Genomic DNA, 16,084 nt, shown 5'->3' with positions numbered 1-16,084 from the left:
CGTGATCATGCCACCCTCCGCCGATACCGCCCTGCCTCAGCCCGCCGCGTCGAACACTCTGCGCGACGCCTTCGCGCAGCGCTTCGATGCCTGGGCGCTAGCGCGCCATCCGGCCGGCGGCAGCACGCGGCTGACCCACCGCAACGTCTACATCCTGCCCACCCGCACCGGCTGGTTTTTCGCCCTGCTGCTGCTGGTCTTGCTGGTGCTGAGCATCAACTACCAGCTCAATCTCGGCTATCTACTCACCTTCCTGCTGGCGGGCAGCGCGATGATGGCCATGCACGTCACCCACAACAATCTTCGCGGCTTGCAGCTCACCGCGCGGCCTCCCGAAGGCCTGCTGCACCAGGGCCAGAGCGCCCGTCTCGGTCTGCTGCTGCAAGGTGGCGCACGCGACCGCTGGGGGCTGGCGCTGCGCCCGGCGGGCACCCAAGCTACGCCGCCCGCGTCCCAGAAGAAAGCTCGCCGCAAGGCGTCCAGCCCGCCCTACCCCTGGGCCTACGCCGACTGCGCCCGCAACAGTGAAACCTCCCTCACCCTGAGCTGGACGCCGCCGCGCCGCGGTCTGCTGGCCTGGCCCCTGCTCACCGTCGAAAGCTATTACCCGCTGGGCGTCTGGACGGCCTGGAGCCGCTGGCAGCCGCAGATCGAACTGCTCGTGCTGCCCGCCGCCGAGCATCCCGCCCCGCCCCTGCCGCCCGCCCGCCCCACGCCAGGCAACGGCCCGGCGCTTGCCCGCGGCGGCGGCGAAACCGATGGCGTACGCGCCTACCGCACCGGCGATTCGCTACGGCATGTGCTGTGGAAAAAATTCGCCCGCAGCGACGAACTCATCAGCCGCGACACCGCCCAGCCAAAGGCCCGCGCCGAACTCTGGCTCGACTTCGCCACGCTGCCCGTGCAGCTCGACACCGAAGCCCGGCTGTCGCGGCTGTGCGCCTGGGTGCTGGCGGCCGACCGTACCGGCACGCCCTACGGCCTGCAGCTCGGCGGCCAGCAAATCAGGCCAGCCACCGGCGCCGCGCACCGCGCCGCCTGCCTGCGCCTGCTCGCGCTGCATCCCGGCCCCCTGTTGCAGCCCCGTTCGGGCGCCGCCCCGCGAGTCAAGTCGTGATGCAGTCCAACCCCAGCCAGACGCTGCTGGCCCGCTGGACCCACCGCACCAACGCCCTGCCGCGCGATGCGCGCGACACCCTGTTTCTGCTCGGCGTGTCGCTGCTGCTGATGCTGCCGCTGTTCGTCCATCTGCCTTGGTGGACGAGCGCGCTGGTGCTCGGCCTGCTGGCCTGGCGTGCGGCGCTGGCCTGGCGCAGTGCGCCGCTGCCCGGGCGCGGCGTGCTGGTGCTCATTTTGCTGTTCTCCGTCGTCATCACCCTATGGGATTTCCACACCGTACTCGGGCGCGACGCGGGGGTCGCGCTGCTGTGTGTGCTGCTCGGCCTCAAGACCCTGGAGATGCGCTCGCGCCGGGATGCCCATGTGCTGTTCTTCCTCGGTTTTTTCACCATCGCGGCCAACTTTCTGTTCTCGCAATCGCTGGGTACCGCCCTGGTCATGGTGTTGGCCACCTGGGGCATGCTGGCCGCGCTGGTCAACGCCAATCTGCCCGCTGGTCGGCCGCCGCTGCGGCAGTCGCTGCTCACCGCGCTCAAGATGATGGCGCTGGGCGCGCCCGCGATGGTCGTGCTGTTCATGGTGTTTCCGCGCCTGAGCGCGCCGCTGTGGGCCTTGCCGCAAAGCGGCGCGCAGGCCATCACCGGGCTATCGGCGAGCATGTCACCGGGGCAGATCGCCGAGTTGGCGCGAGACGACTCGGTCGCATTCCGCGTGGTGTTCCACGGCCCGCGCCCGCCCGACCGTGAGCTTTACTGGCGCGGCCCGGTATTGAGTGTGTTCGACAACGGCGTGTGGCTGCCCAACCCGCGCCAGCGCGACCGCGCCGCCCTCTCCCCGCCCGCCGATCTGCACCTGAGCGGCCCGCCCGTGCGCTACACCGTCACCCTGCAGCCCACGCAGCAGACCTTCGTCTTCGCGCTCGATGCCCCAGTGGCCGCGCCCGAGATCGAGGGATATCGGGTGCAGTGGCTGCCCGACCTGCAACTGGTCACCGGGCGGCCGCTCGACCACCTCTCGCGCTACACCGTCGAGTCGTCACCGCAGTTTCGCTACGGCCCCACGCAATTCAGCCCCGCTCTGCGCGCCGACGAAGCCCTGCCTGCGGGCTTCGATCCGCGCAGCGTGGCGCTGGGAAGGCAACTCGCCGCGCAAGCCAAGGCGGCCAGACAGGGCGGCGCCTTCGTCGCGCAAACCCTGCTGCAGATGTTTCGCAACCAACCCTTCCGCTACACCCTCAACCCTGGCACCTACGGCCTGCGCGACGGCGTGGACCAATTTCTGTTCGACCGCCGCGCCGGTTTTTGCGAACACTACGCGCAGGCGTTCGTCGTGGTGATACGGGCCGCAGGCATTCCCGCGCGCATCGTCACCGGCTACCAGGGCGGGCGCTTCAACCCGGTGGACGACACCTGGGTGGTGCGCCAAAGCGACGCCCACGCCTGGGCCGAATACTGGCTGCCCGAACGCGGCTGGGTGCGGGCCGACCCTACCGCCGCCGTTGACCCGGCGCGCATCGACCGCAGCGGCGCCACCCTGGCCTCGCGCGAGCCCCTGTTGGGCGTGGCCGTGCTCGGCCCGCGCGACGCCGCGCTGCTGCTGCAACTGCGCAACCAATGGGACGCGCTCAACAACACCTGGAACCAGTGGGTGCTGCACTACGGCAGCCAGCGCCAGCTCGATCTGCTGAACAAGCTCGGCCTGCACCAACCCGACATGGCCACCCTGGCCGCGCTGGCCATCGCCACCCTGCTGGTGGCCACCGCCATCGGCGGCGCGTTTCTGGCGCTGGAGCGCCGCAGGCACGATCCCTGGACGCAGACCTACGCCCTGCTGCGCGGCAAGCTGGAGCAGGTCGGCATCGACAGTGAACCCTCCACCCCGCCGCGCACTCTGGCGGGCCGCATCGACCCTGCCCGACTGGACGCTGACAGCCTCCCGCCCCAATCCGCGCACGCCGCCATTGCGCTCCTGATGCAACTCGAACGCTGGCGCTACGCCCCGCCAGTTGATGCCCGCCAGCGCAAAACGCAATGGGCCGCGCTGCGGCAGGCCGTGCGCCGCTGGCGTTGATGCGCTCGCGACAGACATCAAAAAAGCCCGTCGATGACGGGCTTTTTTAAACAGTGCGAAGGCCGAATCGGGAAAACGAACCAAGCAAACGAATCAGGCAAATTCCGCCAGCGACTTGCGCATTTTTTTCATCGCCGCCACCTCGATCTGGCGGATGCGCTCGGCCGACACGCCGTATTCGGCGGCCAGTTCGTGCAGGGTCTTGCCGCCGCTGCCGTCATCATTCACCTGCAGCCAGCGCTGCTCGACAATGGCGCGGCTGCGGGCATCGAGCAGTTCCAGCGCGTTTTCCAGCCCTTCGACCTGCAGCCGGTCGTGGCTGCGCGCTTCGAGCACAGCCATCGGCTCCTGCGTGTTGTCGGCCAGATAGGAAATGGGCGCGTAGCTCTCTTCGCCATCTTCCACCGTGGGGTCGAGCGCGATGTCGGCGCCGCCCATGCGGCTTTCCATCTCGATCACATCTTCGCGCTTGACGTTGAGCGCCTGCGCCATGTCGTCGATCTGCGCCTCGTTCATGCCGGCGTTGGCCGTTTTCATCGAGCGCAGATTGAAAAACAGCTTGCGCTGCGATTTGGTGGTGGCCACTTTCACCAACCGCCAGTTGCGCAGAATGTATTCGTGAATTTCGGCCTTGATCCAGTGCAGGGCGTAACTCACGAGCCGCACGCCATGCGCCGGGTCGAAACGCTTGACCGCCTTCATCAAGCCGATATTGCCTTCTTGAATGAGGTCGGCATGCGGCAGGCCGTAGCCCAGATATTGCCGTGCGGTGGAAACCACCAGCCGCAGGTGCGACAGCACCAGCTTGCCCGCCGCGTCCTTGTCCCCCTGCTCGCGCCAAGTGCGCGCCAGCCGCGCCTCTTCTTCCGCGCTGAGCATGGGCAGGCGGTTGACGGCGCTGATGTAGGCGTCCAGATTGCCCAGACTGGGCAAGGCGAGCGGAAACGCGCCATCGACCTGGGCCGGGCGCAGAACGATTGCGGCTGACTGAGTGTGGGTCATGGATGGAATCCTCCTGTTTGTGTTTGATATTAGCACTCACAGTGAGAGAGTGCTAATGACCAATAGTTCCCTGCCGGGCCGGGGCGAAAACCCATTTTCCGCACGTTCTATGGGGGGTTTGATGACGGCAGTGTGCCTGCGAATTCTTAGGTTAGACTTTGCTGCATGTCTCGCTTGCTGCGTCCCATTCTGGTCTTGCTGCTCGTCTTGCTGCCTCTGCGCGGCTGGGCGCAGGTCAGCATGAATTTGGGCGACGGAGTGCAAACCCCGGCGCAGGCGCATGAGATGGCCTCAATGGCGGATCTGCACTCGCTGGCGGCAGAGCAAGACACTTCAGACGCGATGCCGGGCTGCCACGTCGACGCCAACACCCCAGCCGATTGCGGCTCTCACGATCACCAGCATTGCGTGATTTGCCATCTGGCCGTGGCTCAGCCTCCGGCCTTCACCCTGCTGCTGACCGACGCCGCGCAGCACTCCTGCCCCTCCACCGCCAACACCGCGTGGCACAGCGCCGATCTGCGCGCCCTGCAGCGCCCTCCCAGAGCCTGACCCCCGTTTGAGTCCCGGTTGCAGCGCGGGTCGCAAGACGCGCGCTGCGCATCGTGTCGCCGCGCGCTGTCGCGGCTCGAATGAGGTGTCAATTCATGTGGAACCTACCCAGACCGCAGGTGCGCCGGCGGGCGCTGCGGCTCGCCCCCCTGGCCGCAGCCGCGTTGCTGGCAGCCTGCGCGCCCTTGCAAACCCGGCAGTCGCTACAGGCCGTCAACGTCATTACCCTGCCCCATACCGGCACACCGCTGCACTTGATGCGCGACCCCGCGCAGCAGCAAGACACGCAGGCCCAGATCGACGCGCTGTTGTCCAAACCGCTGTCTGCCGATGACGCCGTGCGCATCGCCCTGCTCGGCAGCCCCGCATTGCAGGGGCTGATCGCGCAGGCGCAGGCCGACTCGGCCGACTCCACGCAAAACGCCCGGCTGGCCAACCCGGTTTTCGGCTTCGAGCGCCTGCTCATCGGAGGCGGCGGAGTGGAAATCACCCGTAGTCTCAGCTTCGGCCTGCTCGATCTGCTCACCTTGGCCACGCGTTCGCGCCTGAACGACACGCAGCAGACGCAACTTCGGCTCAGCCTCGCCCGCGCGGTGCTGCGCACGGCGGCGCAAGCGCGGCTGAGTTGGGTTCGCGCCGTGGCGGCGCAGCAAACTGCCGCCTACGACCGCGATGTGGTGGAAGCGGCCAAGGCCACCGCCATTCTGGCTGACCGCATGCAGCAGGCGGGCAACTTCACCAAGCTCGACGCGGCGCAGCAAGGCCTGTTCGCCGCCGACAGCCAGCTACGCCTGAGCCGCGCCGAACTGGCCGCCACGCAAAGCCGCGAAGCGCTGGTGCAGGTGCTGGGGTTGTCGGCAGAGCAAGCCGCCCGCCTCGCTTTGCCGACGCAACTGCCGGAGGTGCCCAAGCAGCCGAGCGCAGCCGCGCCGATGGCGCTGCAAACCGCGCTCGACCAGCGTCTGGACGTGCAGCTCGCCCGCGCCGACTACACGGCCACCGCACAAGCCGCAGGGCTGGCGCGCGCTACCAGCCTGATCGAGCATGTCGAACTCGGCGGCCTGCGCAAGACGTATAGCGATGCGCCGCCGCAAAACGGCTTCGACCTCAGCCTGCCGCTGCCGCTGTTCGATCTGGGCGACGCCCGCCGCAGCGCCGCCGCCGACCGCGTGCTCGCCGCGCGCAACCGCGCCATCGCCACCGCGCGCCGCGCCGCCTCGCAACTGCGCGAGGCCGACGCCCTGCGCGGCAGCGCGTGGCAGCAGCAGCGCCTCAGCCGCGAGCAGATCGTGCCCCTGGCGCAGACCGTGCTCGATGAGAGCCAGCTTCGCTACAACGGCATGCTCATCGGCACCTTTCAGCTCGTCGCCGCCGCGCAGGTGCAGGTGCAGGCGGTGCGCGAGGCGATCTCCGCGCAGCGCAATTACTGGCTGGCCGACGCCGCCTGGCAAGCCGCCCAGCTTGGCGTGGACGCAGGCCCGGGCGCCCTGCCCGACTCCGCTTCTGCCAACGCCGCCCCGGCCGTCTCCAGCCACTGACCCACAGGACTTTCACACCATGAATACCCGACGCCATTTTCTCGGCGCTGCCGCGGCCCTCGTCGCCGCAGGCGCCGCCAGCCGCAACGCCCTGGCCGCCGCGCCCGAACCCCATCAATACAACAGCGCCGAGACCGCAGCCCCGCTACACCCCCAGGCCGGCCGGCCCTACAACCCGGTCGTCACCCTCAACGGCTGGAGCCTGCCCTTTCGCATGAAAGACGGCGTGAAGGAATTTCACCTCGTCGCTGAACCCGTGGTGCGCGAAATCTCGCCCGGCATGACGGCCAAGCTCTGGGGCTACAACGGCTCCAGCCCCGGCCCCACCATCGAAGCGGTGGAAGGCGACCGCGTGCGCCTGTTCGTCACCAACAAGCTGCCCGAGCACACCACGGTGCACTGGCACGGCCTCATCCTGCCCAACGGCATGGACGGCGTGGGCGGGCTGACGCAGCCGCAGATCGCGCCCGGCCAGACCTTCGTCTATGAATTCGAGCTGCGCAAAAGCGGCACCTTCATGTACCACCCGCACGCTGACGAAATGGTGCAGATGGCCATGGGCGCGATGGGCCTGTTCATCGTCCATCCCAAAAACCCGCGGCAGATGGCGGTCGATCGCGACTACGCCTTTCTCATCAACGCCTACGACATCGATCCCGGATCGAGCGTGCCCAAGGTCAACACCATGCTCGACTTCAACCTCTGGACCTGGAACAGCCGCGCCTTTCCCGGCATCGCCCCGCTGGTGGCGCGCACCGGCGAGCGCGTGCGCATCCGCATGGGCAACCTCACCATGACCAACCACCCCATTCACCTGCACGGCCATGTGTTCGAAGTGGTCGGCACCGATGGCGGCTGGGTCCCCAAGAGCGCGCGCTGGCCCGAAGTGACGGTGGACATTGCCGTGGGGCAGATGCGCGCCATCGAGTTCATCGCCGACAACCCTGGCGACTGGGCCTTCCACTGCCACAAATCGCACCACACCATGAATGCCATGGGCCACAGCGTGCCGACGATGATCGGCGTGCAGCAGGACGACCTCACCCCCGCGTTGCAAAAGCTGCTGCCCGATTACATGGCCATGGGCAGCCAGGGCATGGCCGAAATGGCCGAGATGGACATGCCCCTGCCCGACAACACCCTGCCCATGATGACCGGTCGCGGCCCTTACGGCTCGGTGGAAATGGGCGGCATGTTCAGCATGCTCAAAGTGCGCGACGACCTCGCCCACGGCGACTACCGCGACCCCGGCTGGTACCGCATGCCGCCCGGCACCCAGGCCCACGCCGTGCCCACCGCCGACCTGCCGCCCGCACGCACCGACCCCACCGAACCCCGAGCCACCCAAGACACGCTGCAAGTGCGCAAGCCCCAGCAGCATGCGCATTGACCGCCCTCGCCCTGCTCCTATCCCCTTTTCTTTCTTCAACCCCTGCAAAGGAACCCACCATGAACCAGTCACTGAAAACCTGCTCCCTTCTCGCCCTGACCTCAGCACTCTGCACGCCCGCCCTGGCCATGCAAAGCCACGCTGACCACGACCATTCCACCCCCGAAGGCATGGCGCAACACATGCAGATGATGCAGCCCGCTGCATCCGGCGCGCAAGGCGAACACCAGACCGAAGGTGTGGTGCGCAAAATCGACGCCGCAAGCGGCAAGATCACCCTGCGCCACGGCCCCATCCCCGCGCTGGGCATGGGCGCGATGACCATGAACTACCGGGTGCGCGACAAAGCCCTGCTCGATGGCCTCAAGGCCGGTGACACGGTGGAATTCAGCGCAAAGCAAATTGACGGCGCCTACACCGTCCTCACCCTGAAACGCAAACCTTGATGGGGAGAAATCGCCCTGCCGCCAACTGTCGCCTGGCTGCGCAGGGCGGCGCCGCTCAGACCTTGGGCGGCTGGCGACGGTGGCGCATCACCCCGAAGACCAGATAGCCCGAAATCAGCACGAACAGCGCCGCCAACGCTGCCTGTCCGTAACCCGCGAACCCGGACGGGTTCTTCCACTGGTGCTTGAGCACCTCGTTGGCCAGCGCCTGCACCTGCTCCGGCGGCCCGAAGCTCAAGGTCGGATCGAGGCGACGCGCCAGTTCCAGCTCCTGCTCCGCCAGCGGCCACTTGCCCTCTGCGGCCAGCAGCCGCGCGTCCAGATAGTGCGCCTGCGCCGAATGCGGCTGATCCGCCAGCACCTGCGCGATGACGTGGTCAGCCTGCGTCAAATGGCCCGCATCCAACAAGGAAGACGCCTGATCGGGCGTAGCCGCCTGCGCGGTACTCAGGGCCAGCACAAAGGCCGCGAAAAGAGAGGCGAGGTGTTTTGATTGGATGGTCAGCATGGGAGAGCAGGGCAGAGGAGCCGATGAGCGTTCTACCTTACTACAGGCCAAGAAAGGCGATCGGCATCGGCGGTTGGTTTCGGCAAGCACTGAATCAAAAAAATTTGAGGCGAAAGTCAGCAAACGCTATGGGGCTAGAACTCGGCTTGCTGTCTCTCGACAGGGCTGTCTCGGCGAAGCCGGGCGTGTGATTGCATGGTGATGGGACGTCGGCGCGCTACCGGATCATTACAAGAATCGCTCAATGCGCGTATGAACACCGATACACACAAACACAGATCAGGAGAGTATCGTGAATACCGTGCGCTGGAACATCGCCGTATCGCCGGACTTGGATCAATCCGTGCGCATGTTCATCGCCGCACAAGGGGGCGGCCGCAAGGGCGATCTGTCGCGCTTCATTGAGGAGGCGGTGCGCGCCTATCTCTTTGAGCGCGCTGTCGAGCAAGCCAAGGCCGCTACGGCAGGCATGGGCGAGGCCGAACTGAACGACCTCATCGATGAAGCGGTGCAGTGGGCGCGTGAGCACTGATGCGGGTTGTCCTCGACACCCATGAGCTGCTGGCAGCACTGATCTCGTCGCACCGTCCAGCAGACGCCATTTATCGTGCCTGGATGGAGGCACGTTTTGAGCTGGTGACAGGAACGGTGCAATTCGATGAACTGCGACGGGTGAGCCGCTACCCCAAGATCAAGGCCATTCTGCCCGCCCACCGCATCGGCACGATGATCAACAACCTGCAGCGCGCCCGTGTGCTGGAGACGCTGCCGCCGCTGCCTGACGGCATCCAGGCTGACGACCCGAACGATGCCTTCTTGTTGGCCCTGTCGCTGACCGGCGAGGCCGACTACCTGGTGACGGGCGACCGGCGGGCCGGGCTGCTGCAACATGGCCGCATCGGGCGCACACGCATCGTCACGACGACCACCTTCTGCGCCGAGGCGCTTTGAGCCGATCTTCGCACCCACGGCGTTCGGCGCGGGAATGATGTCGGTCGTTTTACGCGCGCTCATCGATCCCGAGCGAGGCATGAGCGCTTATCGCCGCGTGCGGGAATTTGCTCAAATGTCTTGCTCGCTCATCCGCCGAATTGAATAAGAACTCCCATGAATCCTTCCCCCACCGATGCTGAAATCAACGCCCGCCTGACCCGGCTGGAAGAAAAATTCGGTTATGCGGAAGACCTGCTCGACGCGCTCAACGCTTTGGTGGCGAAGCAGCAAGACCAGATCGCGCAGTTGTTGCGGGAGGTGGGGCAATTGCAGCGCCAGCGGGCGGACGATCAGCCATCAGCGTCCACGAGTTTGTGGGACGAGTTGCCGCCGCATTACTGAAGGTCTCGGATACGCGCCGCGTCAGCCCGGATAATTCACGGCAAGACGTATTTCTGTTGAGGTTGCCATGAACCCGATTTCCTCCCCGCCCGGCGATGAGAGTCTTATCAAATATCCGTCCGACTTCCCCATCAAAATCATGGGCGCGAATGTGGACGGCCTGGCCGATGCGATTGCCGCCGTGGTGCTGCAACACGCGCCCGACTTCGATCCGGCGACGATGGAGCTGCGCCCTTCCAGCGGGCGCAACTATCTGAGCTGCACCTGCACCATCCGCGCCACCAGCCGCGCGCAGCTCGACGATCTGTACCGCGCGCTCACCAGTCATCCGATGGTGAAGGTGGTGCTGTAGCGGCGTCATTCCCTTCGCCGCCTCGCTGCCAGCGCCGCGTGGATGGCACGGCGCAGTGCGGGGAAGTCGGGCATTGCGTGCAGCCCGTAGAGATGGCGCTGCAGGCGCTCGGCAAGAAGATGCAAAGGATGCGGCGGCGGCAGGGCTGCATCGCTTAGCCATTGCGCCAGGGTGGCGGCGCGCGGCAGCCCGCGCCGGGCCGGCAGCGCCAGCCAGGCTTGCTTGAGCGCTGCCGCATCGGTGGCTTGCCACACAGCTTGCAGCGCGCGGCGCTCGCGCCAGCTACGGCAAGCCCAGCAGCCCACTGCACGCAGCGCAAACAACAGTAAGAGCAGCGCCGCGGCGCCGCCCAGGCCGATGGCGAGATGCAGCGGGCGGGCATCGATCACGGTGAGCAGTGGCGGCATCCAGCGCGCGGTGGCGGGTAGTTCGGTGCGGGGATCGAAATAGTCGAGCCGCAACGCGGGCGCTTGCAGCCGACCCGCGTTTTGCGGGCGCAGGTAAAGGGTGATGTCCCAGGTGTCACCTGCTTCGGCGGAGGATTCTTGGGCGCGGGTTATCTGCACGCCAGCAGGGCCGAAACGGGCGGGCAGCGCAGCGTTCCAGCGGTTTGCTACGCGCAGCACCTGCGCCCGGTCGAGGCCGGGGGCAGACAAGCGCAGCCGCCACGCGGTGGTGTCGCCCAAGGGCAATTGGGCCGGAGCCGAGAGCACCTGCAACTGCGGCGCGCCGATCAGTCCGTCGGCCGGCCACCACTGCGGCAGCGCCCGCGCGGTAAAGCGCAGCGGCGGCGGAGCATAGACTCGCAGGCTGCCAAAGGCATGGGCGCGCAGCAGGCCGAAATCCATAGCCACCTCGCCAGCCTGCAAGGGCAGCACACGCCACGCGAACACTTGCACAAGTTGCTGTACCCCGTCGATGACTTCGGTGCGCACGGTGTCGGCCAGCGGCGCGATCTGCGCCTGCGCGCTGCGCGGCTGCGGCGTCGTCCACGCCAGATTGCCGCCGCCGATGGCCCATAGTTCCACGCGCAGCGCTTGCAGCGCGTAGGGGCGGGCGGGCGTCATGCGGGTGCGCCATTGCAGCGGGGCTTCGCCGTTGGCGGCTGCGGCGACATCGAGCGTTTGCGCTGGGCAGCGCCCGCCGCCCGCTTGCACGGCGGGCAGGGACAAGCGCCCGCTGCGCAGGGGGTAGAGCGTGAGGGTGGCGGTCTGCTCGCGGTGCCCGTCCGTGCTGCCGCTGGCGCCTTGCTGATCGGTCAGCAGCCAGTCGGGCGCGAACTGCGCGGGGGTGAAGCTGGGCAGCGTCGCGGCGAGGTCGCGCGCGGTGAGCGTCCAGTGCAACGGGTGGCCGAGCACGACGACGGCGGGCTCGGTGCGGCATTGCAGGCTGGCCTGCGCGGCGGCGGGGCGGGCGGCGGCGAGCAGGCTGAGGCTCAGGGCCAGCGCAGCGAGGGGGCGGGCCAGGGTCATCGCGCGCCCTCCTGCGCGGCCGCGCGGGTGTCGATGGCGGCGCGCTGGGCGAGCAGTTCGGCGCTGGCGTCGCGCAGCAGTTGCAGACGCTTGTCGGCCCCGGCCCAGTCGAGCGTGGGCGGTTGCCAAGGCGCGGGGGCGGCGGCGGTTGCTCCTGCCGTGGCGAGCTGTCCGCCGGGCGCCAATGGCGCGGCTTGCTGCAACGGCGCCGAAGCCTGCTTGGACGGCTTGCGGCGCAGTTGCGAAGGCGTGCTCGAGCCCTGCTGGCCGAAGCGTGAATGGTGGATGGGTGGCGCGCGTTTGGCGATACCCACCAGATCGCTCGGCGGATGCTCGATTTCGTACTGCCGTTGCGCCAGCCGGGCGTTGCGCAGGGCGTTGGCATCGCCGGGGCGGATGCGCAGCGCGGCGTCGAACGCTTGCACCGCCTCCAAGGTACGTCCGGGCAGGTGCAGGCTGGCATCGCCCAGGTTGTAGAACGCGGCGAAGCGCTGCTGGGGCGTGTCGGCCTGCAGCAAGGCGCGGTGGAAGGCCTGCGCCGCAACCTGAAATTGCCGCAGCCGATAGGCCGCCGCGCCTTCGCCCATGCGGGCCGCGTGGCCGGGCAAGGCGGCATATAGCGCCTGCGCGCGCGCGAAGTCGCCCTGCCGCCAGGCCTGCCAGGCCGCGTGTTCGGCGCGCAGTTTGGCCGGTCTAGAAACCAAGGCGGGCGGCTGCGCCTGCGCGGGCGGTGCGAGGGGCAGACCGAGCACCAGCGCCAAGCCCAGCAGGGCCACGGCGGGCGGCACGCGGCGCGGGCGCTCGCGCCAGAACAGTAGCGCCAGCGCGGGCAGCAGGAACAGGCCGTAAAGCTCGCGCCAAGCGGTGATTTGCTGCGCTCGACCGATTGTCCCGACCGGCAGGCGGGCGATGCCGCGCGCATAGAGCGCGTTCCAGTTGTCCGCGCCGGTCTGGCCTGCGGTCACGGCAGAAAAACCGCCGCCGCTGATCTGCGCCGCTGCGCGCAAAAGCGCCGCGCTCTCGGGCGGCAGACCCGGCAGGGCGAGGACGAATAGCGGCAACCGGGCGCGGCGCAAAGACTCGCCCATCGCGCTGGCGTCGAAGTCTGCGGGCACTGGAACACCTGCTCCAGCCAGCAGCAGCACAGCGCCGCTTTCGCCCTTGGCTTGTTGTTGCAAGCGCTGGCGCGCGAGGGCGAGCAGACCGGGCAGCGTGGTGGAAGCGGGCGTATCGGCAAATACTTCGGGGCGGGCCTGCTGCGTGGCGTGCGCGAACAGCGCGGGGTCATCGGTAGGCGGCAGCAATTGCGCTGCGCCCACCGGTCCGCCCGGACGCGCTGCGCCATAAGCGATCAAGCCGAGTCGTTCGCCGCGCAGTTGCGGGCACAGCGCAGCCAGCAGCAGGCGCTGCTGCTCCAGCGCGGAAATGGGCGCCGCGCTCGCTGCGGCGGCGTCGGCGCTGGCATCCATCAGCACCATCACGGCGATGCGGTGCAGGCCGCCCGCCTCGCCGACGCTCACCGGCTGGCGCGGCCCGGCTGAGGCGATGGCGAGCAGCGCCCACAGCAGCAGGTCGAGCGCCAGCGCGCGCCGCAAGCGCTGCGGCGACGGCAGGCGGGTGGCGAAGGGCAGCAGCGCGGCGTCGGCATAGGCCAGCGCCGCAGCGCGCACACTGCGCGCGCGCCACAGCCGCAGCGCGGCCAGCAGCAGCGGCACGGCCAGCAGGACAAAGGCCCAGGGCCGCGCCCAGAACCAGGGCTGGGTGAGGAGCGCATCCCAAGTCGTCATTTGCGGCTCCTGGATGCGGCGCCCTCAGCCCACATCGCCAGCAACCACAACGCCGCTCCGGCAAGCAAAGGCCAGAGGAACAGCGCCTGCACGGCGCGACGCGTGGGCGGCGGATGCAGCCGGGGGTTGAGCGCACCGATGTCGCGCACCGCCGCCTGTTGCGCCCCGCCGCTGGCGGCGAAGTAGAACCGTCCGCCAGTGGCTTCGGCGATGAGGCGCAGATCGGGCTGCGGCCCGGCGTAGGCCGGCACGGTGTAGGGGCGCCCGGGGTCGGGGGTGGTGCCGACTTCCACGGTGTAGATGCGCACGCCCATATGCCGCGCCAGCGCCACCGCGTCGGCCGGGCTGATGGCGCCGGTATTGCTCTGCCCGCCGTCGGTGTAGAGGATGAGGACGGGTTTGAGGCCGTGCAGCGCCCCTGCCTGCCGCAGCGCCAGAGCAATGGCGTCGCCTAAAGCGGTATCGGGGCCGAGCTGTCCCACGGCGAGCAGCCCGGCCATCTGGCCCGCGGCGCGGGCGTCGAAGGTGGGCGGCAGCAGCGTGGCGGCATGGCTGCCGAAGGCCACCAGCGCGAAGCGGTCGCCCTGGCGCGCGCGGGCGAAGTCGGCAAACACGCGCTGGGCCACGGCCAGGCGCGAGGCCGGCTTGCCCGCCCAGGTGAGGTCGTGCAGGCTCATGGTGAGCGAGGTGTCGAGCAGCACCACAATGTCGCGGCCTTCGGGCGCGGCGGCGATCCATGCGCCTTCGCGCTGCGGTTGCGCGAGCGCCAGCACGAAGGCCAGCAGCGCCAGCGCGCGCAGCACCGGCGCGAGCCGGGGCTTGCGGCGCGGCGGCGACGCCTGCAGCAGACCGTGCAGATCGGGGTGTAGCAATTGGGGCTCGGGTGCCGCCTCGCTCTGCCGCGCGGCCAGCAGCGGCAAGACCGACAGTGGCAGCAGCAACAAGGCCAGCGGCTGCGCCCATTGCACGGCAGCCAGGCCCGAGGTGAGGTCGACCCAAGCGCTCATTGGACGGCCTTCAACGCAGCGTGCTGCAAACTGTGGACGAAGGCCGCATAGGCGCGCGCTCTGCCCCACCAGGCGGCGCGCAGGGCTTGGGTGGCGGCGGATTCGAGCGTCTGCGCGGCGGCTTTCAGGGTGATCGACGTTTCTGCGCTGGCCGGGGCAAAGCGCAGGGCGTCGAAGGCGGTGCGCAGGGGCTGCGGCCAACCGGCCTCCGGCAAGGCGAGGCGTAATTGCGCGGCTAGATGGGTCGCCAACTGCGTTGTCAGTTCCGTCGTCAACTGCGAGGTCTGCGGCCCTTGCGTTTCGCGTTGCAACACTGCGCGAGCCTGCGCCCGCAGCAGCCGCCACACCCGACCACGCCGCCAGCCCAGCAGCACCCAGACACACAGCGCCAGCGCAAAGACCAGCGCCAGCCACGGCAGCGGCGTCTGCCACCACGGCGCGGGCGGCAGGGGCGCTGGCGGCAGCGGGGGAAGAATGTCGGCGAGTGCGGCTAGTCGATCCATCACAGCCCCGCCACGCGCAGTGCCCGCAGCACGGCGGCATCGCTCTGATCGACTCCGGCGGCTATGCAGCGCAGGCCGCGGGCGCGCCAGCGGGCCAACAGGGCGGTTCGGTGCTGCGCAGCGCGCTGCGAAAAAGCGGCGCGGGCTGCCGCATCGGGCCAGGGGCCGGATTGCTGGCGCGCCAGATCGACGAAGACGGCACCGTCCAGCGCAGCGTCTGCAGGCAGGCCCGCCTCGACCGGATCGGTCACGCGCAGCAGCAGTACCTCGGCGCGGCTGCGCAGCGTCCAGAGCGCGGCGTCGATGTCGGGAGCGTCCCAGCCCGCACCGTCGCTGGCGAGCAGCACGCGCGCGCCTTCGGGCAGGGTGCGCGCCAGGCGCTGCGCCCAGGCGGCGAAAACTGCGGCTGCGGTTTCAGGCGCTTCGGCGAGGTGATCGGGCTGCAGCGCTTCGATGCGTTCCTGCTGCAAACGCTGGGCAAGGCGCTGTACCGCGAGCAGACCGCGCCCGAGTTCTGCGCTGCGCACCGGCCCGCGCCATAGGCTCAGCCCCACAGCACCCGTGGCGCCTTCGGCCGCGAGGGTCTGCGCGGCGCAGGCCAGCAGCAGCATGCGCGCGGCCTGCTCGGCCTTGGTGCGCACGCGGGTGCCAAAGGTCATGCCCGGGCGCAGGTCGAGCAGCAGATGCAGCGCCGGGGCGTGCTCTTCGCGGTGTACCTTCACATACGGTTTGCCAGTGCGCGCGAGCAGGCGCCAGTGCAGATCGCGCAGGTCGTCGCCGGGCTGATAGGCGCGGCTTTCGGCATAGTCGAGCCCGCGCCCCGTCCAGCGGGAAAGACTGTCGCCCGCCGCGCGTTGCGATACCGGCTGAGTGGCCGCGGCGAGACGCAGCCCGCGCGCCCGGGCGATCAGGGCTGCGGCGTCCGCCGCCAGCAGCAAGGGGCGCGACGCCTGCGGCACGTCGCGGTCTCGCGCTTCGCGCCGCCACATGGCGAACATCGCCT

General features: G+C 68.8%; 17 protein-coding genes. 10 read left to right on the top strand and 7 right to left on the bottom strand.

All coding sequences use genetic code 11. The annotated features are described in order from the left end of the window. Positions 1–7 precede the first annotated feature (7 nt). Together THI_RS04550 and THI_RS04545 are read left to right on the top strand one after the other, a co-directional pair. The gene (locus THI_RS04550; RefSeq protein ID WP_013105059.1) at positions 8–1,117 is read left to right on the top strand and encodes a DUF58 domain-containing protein; all 1,110 of its coding nucleotides are present in this window, start codon (positions 8–10) and stop codon (positions 1,115–1,117) included. Next, the gene (locus THI_RS04545) at positions 1,117–3,189 is read left to right on the top strand and encodes a transglutaminase TgpA family protein (protein ID WP_013105058.1); all 2,073 of its coding nucleotides are present in this window, start codon (positions 1,117–1,119) and stop codon (positions 3,187–3,189) included. Before THI_RS04550 ends, THI_RS04545 begins: the two co-directional genes overlap by 1 nt. 93 nt (positions 3,190–3,282) lie before the next feature. Here the strand turns inward: THI_RS04545 and rpoH are convergent, their stop codons facing one another. Continuing rightward, positions 3,283–4,191, bottom strand: coding sequence for an RNA polymerase sigma factor RpoH (rpoH, locus tag THI_RS04540; RefSeq protein ID WP_013105057.1), 909 nt, complete (start codon positions 4,189–4,191; stop codon positions 3,283–3,285). Positions 4,192–4,356: 165 nt separating this feature from the next. Between rpoH and THI_RS04535 the strand changes: the two genes are divergently transcribed. From THI_RS04535 to THI_RS04520, 4 genes are all read left to right on the top strand, one after another. Then, positions 4,357–4,743: a hypothetical protein gene (locus THI_RS04535; protein ID WP_013105056.1), complete on the top strand. Its 387-nt coding sequence runs from the start codon at positions 4,357–4,359 to the stop codon at positions 4,741–4,743. Positions 4,744–4,838: 95 nt separating this feature from the next. Beyond that, on the top strand, positions 4,839–6,281 hold the full coding sequence (locus THI_RS04530) for a TolC family protein (protein ID WP_013105055.1): 1,443 nt from the start codon (positions 4,839–4,841) through the stop codon (positions 6,279–6,281). Between the two features lie 19 nt (positions 6,282–6,300). Further along, positions 6,301–7,671 (top strand): multicopper oxidase family protein, encoded by a 1,371-nt coding sequence (locus THI_RS04525; RefSeq protein WP_013105054.1) that lies wholly within the window; start codon positions 6,301–6,303, stop codon positions 7,669–7,671. Between the two features lie 59 nt (positions 7,672–7,730). Continuing rightward, positions 7,731–8,117: a copper-binding protein gene (locus tag THI_RS04520; protein WP_013105053.1), complete on the top strand. Its 387-nt coding sequence runs from the start codon at positions 7,731–7,733 to the stop codon at positions 8,115–8,117. Positions 8,118–8,172: 55 nt separating this feature from the next. Here THI_RS04520 and THI_RS04515 read toward each other — a convergent pair whose 3' ends face one another. Beyond that, positions 8,173–8,625: a tetratricopeptide repeat protein gene (locus THI_RS04515; protein WP_013105052.1), complete on the bottom strand. Its 453-nt coding sequence runs from the start codon at positions 8,623–8,625 to the stop codon at positions 8,173–8,175. Between the two features lie 292 nt (positions 8,626–8,917). On the opposite strand from THI_RS04515, the gene THI_RS04510 reads away from it, so the two are divergent. The 4 genes from THI_RS04510 to THI_RS04495 all read left to right on the top strand — a co-directional run bounded on the left by THI_RS04510 (position 8,918) and on the right by THI_RS04495 (position 10,312). Next, on the top strand, positions 8,918–9,157 hold the full coding sequence (locus THI_RS04510) for a ribbon-helix-helix domain-containing protein (RefSeq protein ID WP_013105051.1): 240 nt from the start codon (positions 8,918–8,920) through the stop codon (positions 9,155–9,157). After that, entirely contained in the window at positions 9,157–9,576 is a 420-nt protein-coding gene (locus THI_RS04505) for a putative toxin-antitoxin system toxin component, PIN family (RefSeq protein ID WP_013105050.1), read from the top strand. The genes THI_RS04510 and THI_RS04505 overlap by 1 nt, the downstream gene beginning before the upstream one ends. 156 nt (positions 9,577–9,732) lie before the next feature. Next, entirely contained in the window at positions 9,733–9,960 is a 228-nt protein-coding gene (locus tag THI_RS04500) for a SlyX family protein (protein ID WP_013105048.1), read from the top strand. A 67-nt stretch (positions 9,961–10,027) separates the two neighbouring features. Then, complete coding sequence (locus THI_RS04495) at positions 10,028–10,312, top strand: YbeD family protein (protein ID WP_013105047.1); 285 nt, start codon at positions 10,028–10,030, stop codon at positions 10,310–10,312. 5 nt (positions 10,313–10,317) lie between these two features. Here the strand turns inward: THI_RS04495 and THI_RS04490 are convergent, their stop codons facing one another. The 5 genes from THI_RS04490 to THI_RS04470 are packed head-to-tail and all read right to left on the bottom strand — an operon-like array spanning position 10,318 to position 16,079. Then, on the bottom strand, positions 10,318–11,784 hold the full coding sequence (locus THI_RS04490; RefSeq protein ID WP_013105046.1) for a BatD family protein: 1,467 nt from the start codon (positions 11,782–11,784) through the stop codon (positions 10,318–10,320). Beyond that, a complete protein-coding gene (locus tag THI_RS04485; protein ID WP_013105045.1) occupies positions 11,781–13,571 on the bottom strand; it encodes a tetratricopeptide repeat protein in 1,791 nt (596 codons plus the stop codon). Before THI_RS04485 ends, THI_RS04490 begins: the two co-directional genes overlap by 4 nt. Then, positions 13,568–14,578, bottom strand: a complete 1,011-nt coding sequence (locus tag THI_RS04480) for a VWA domain-containing protein (RefSeq protein WP_013105044.1) — start codon at positions 14,576–14,578, stop codon at positions 13,568–13,570. Before THI_RS04480 ends, THI_RS04485 begins: the two co-directional genes overlap by 4 nt. Then, positions 14,575–15,081, bottom strand: a complete 507-nt coding sequence (locus tag THI_RS04475; RefSeq protein WP_013105043.1) for a hypothetical protein — start codon at positions 15,079–15,081, stop codon at positions 14,575–14,577. Before THI_RS04475 ends, THI_RS04480 begins: the two co-directional genes overlap by 4 nt. Then, positions 15,081–16,079, bottom strand: a complete 999-nt coding sequence (locus tag THI_RS04470; protein ID WP_041608905.1) for a DUF58 domain-containing protein — start codon at positions 16,077–16,079, stop codon at positions 15,081–15,083. The genes THI_RS04475 and THI_RS04470 overlap by 1 nt, the downstream gene beginning before the upstream one ends. Between the last annotated feature and the right edge of the window lie 5 nt (positions 16,080–16,084).

Source organism: Thiomonas arsenitoxydans, from assembly GCF_000253115.1.
GTDB lineage: Bacteria > Pseudomonadota > Gammaproteobacteria > Burkholderiales > Burkholderiaceae_C > Thiomonas > Thiomonas arsenitoxydans.
This window is presented reverse-complemented; position numbering and strand designations above follow the sequence as displayed.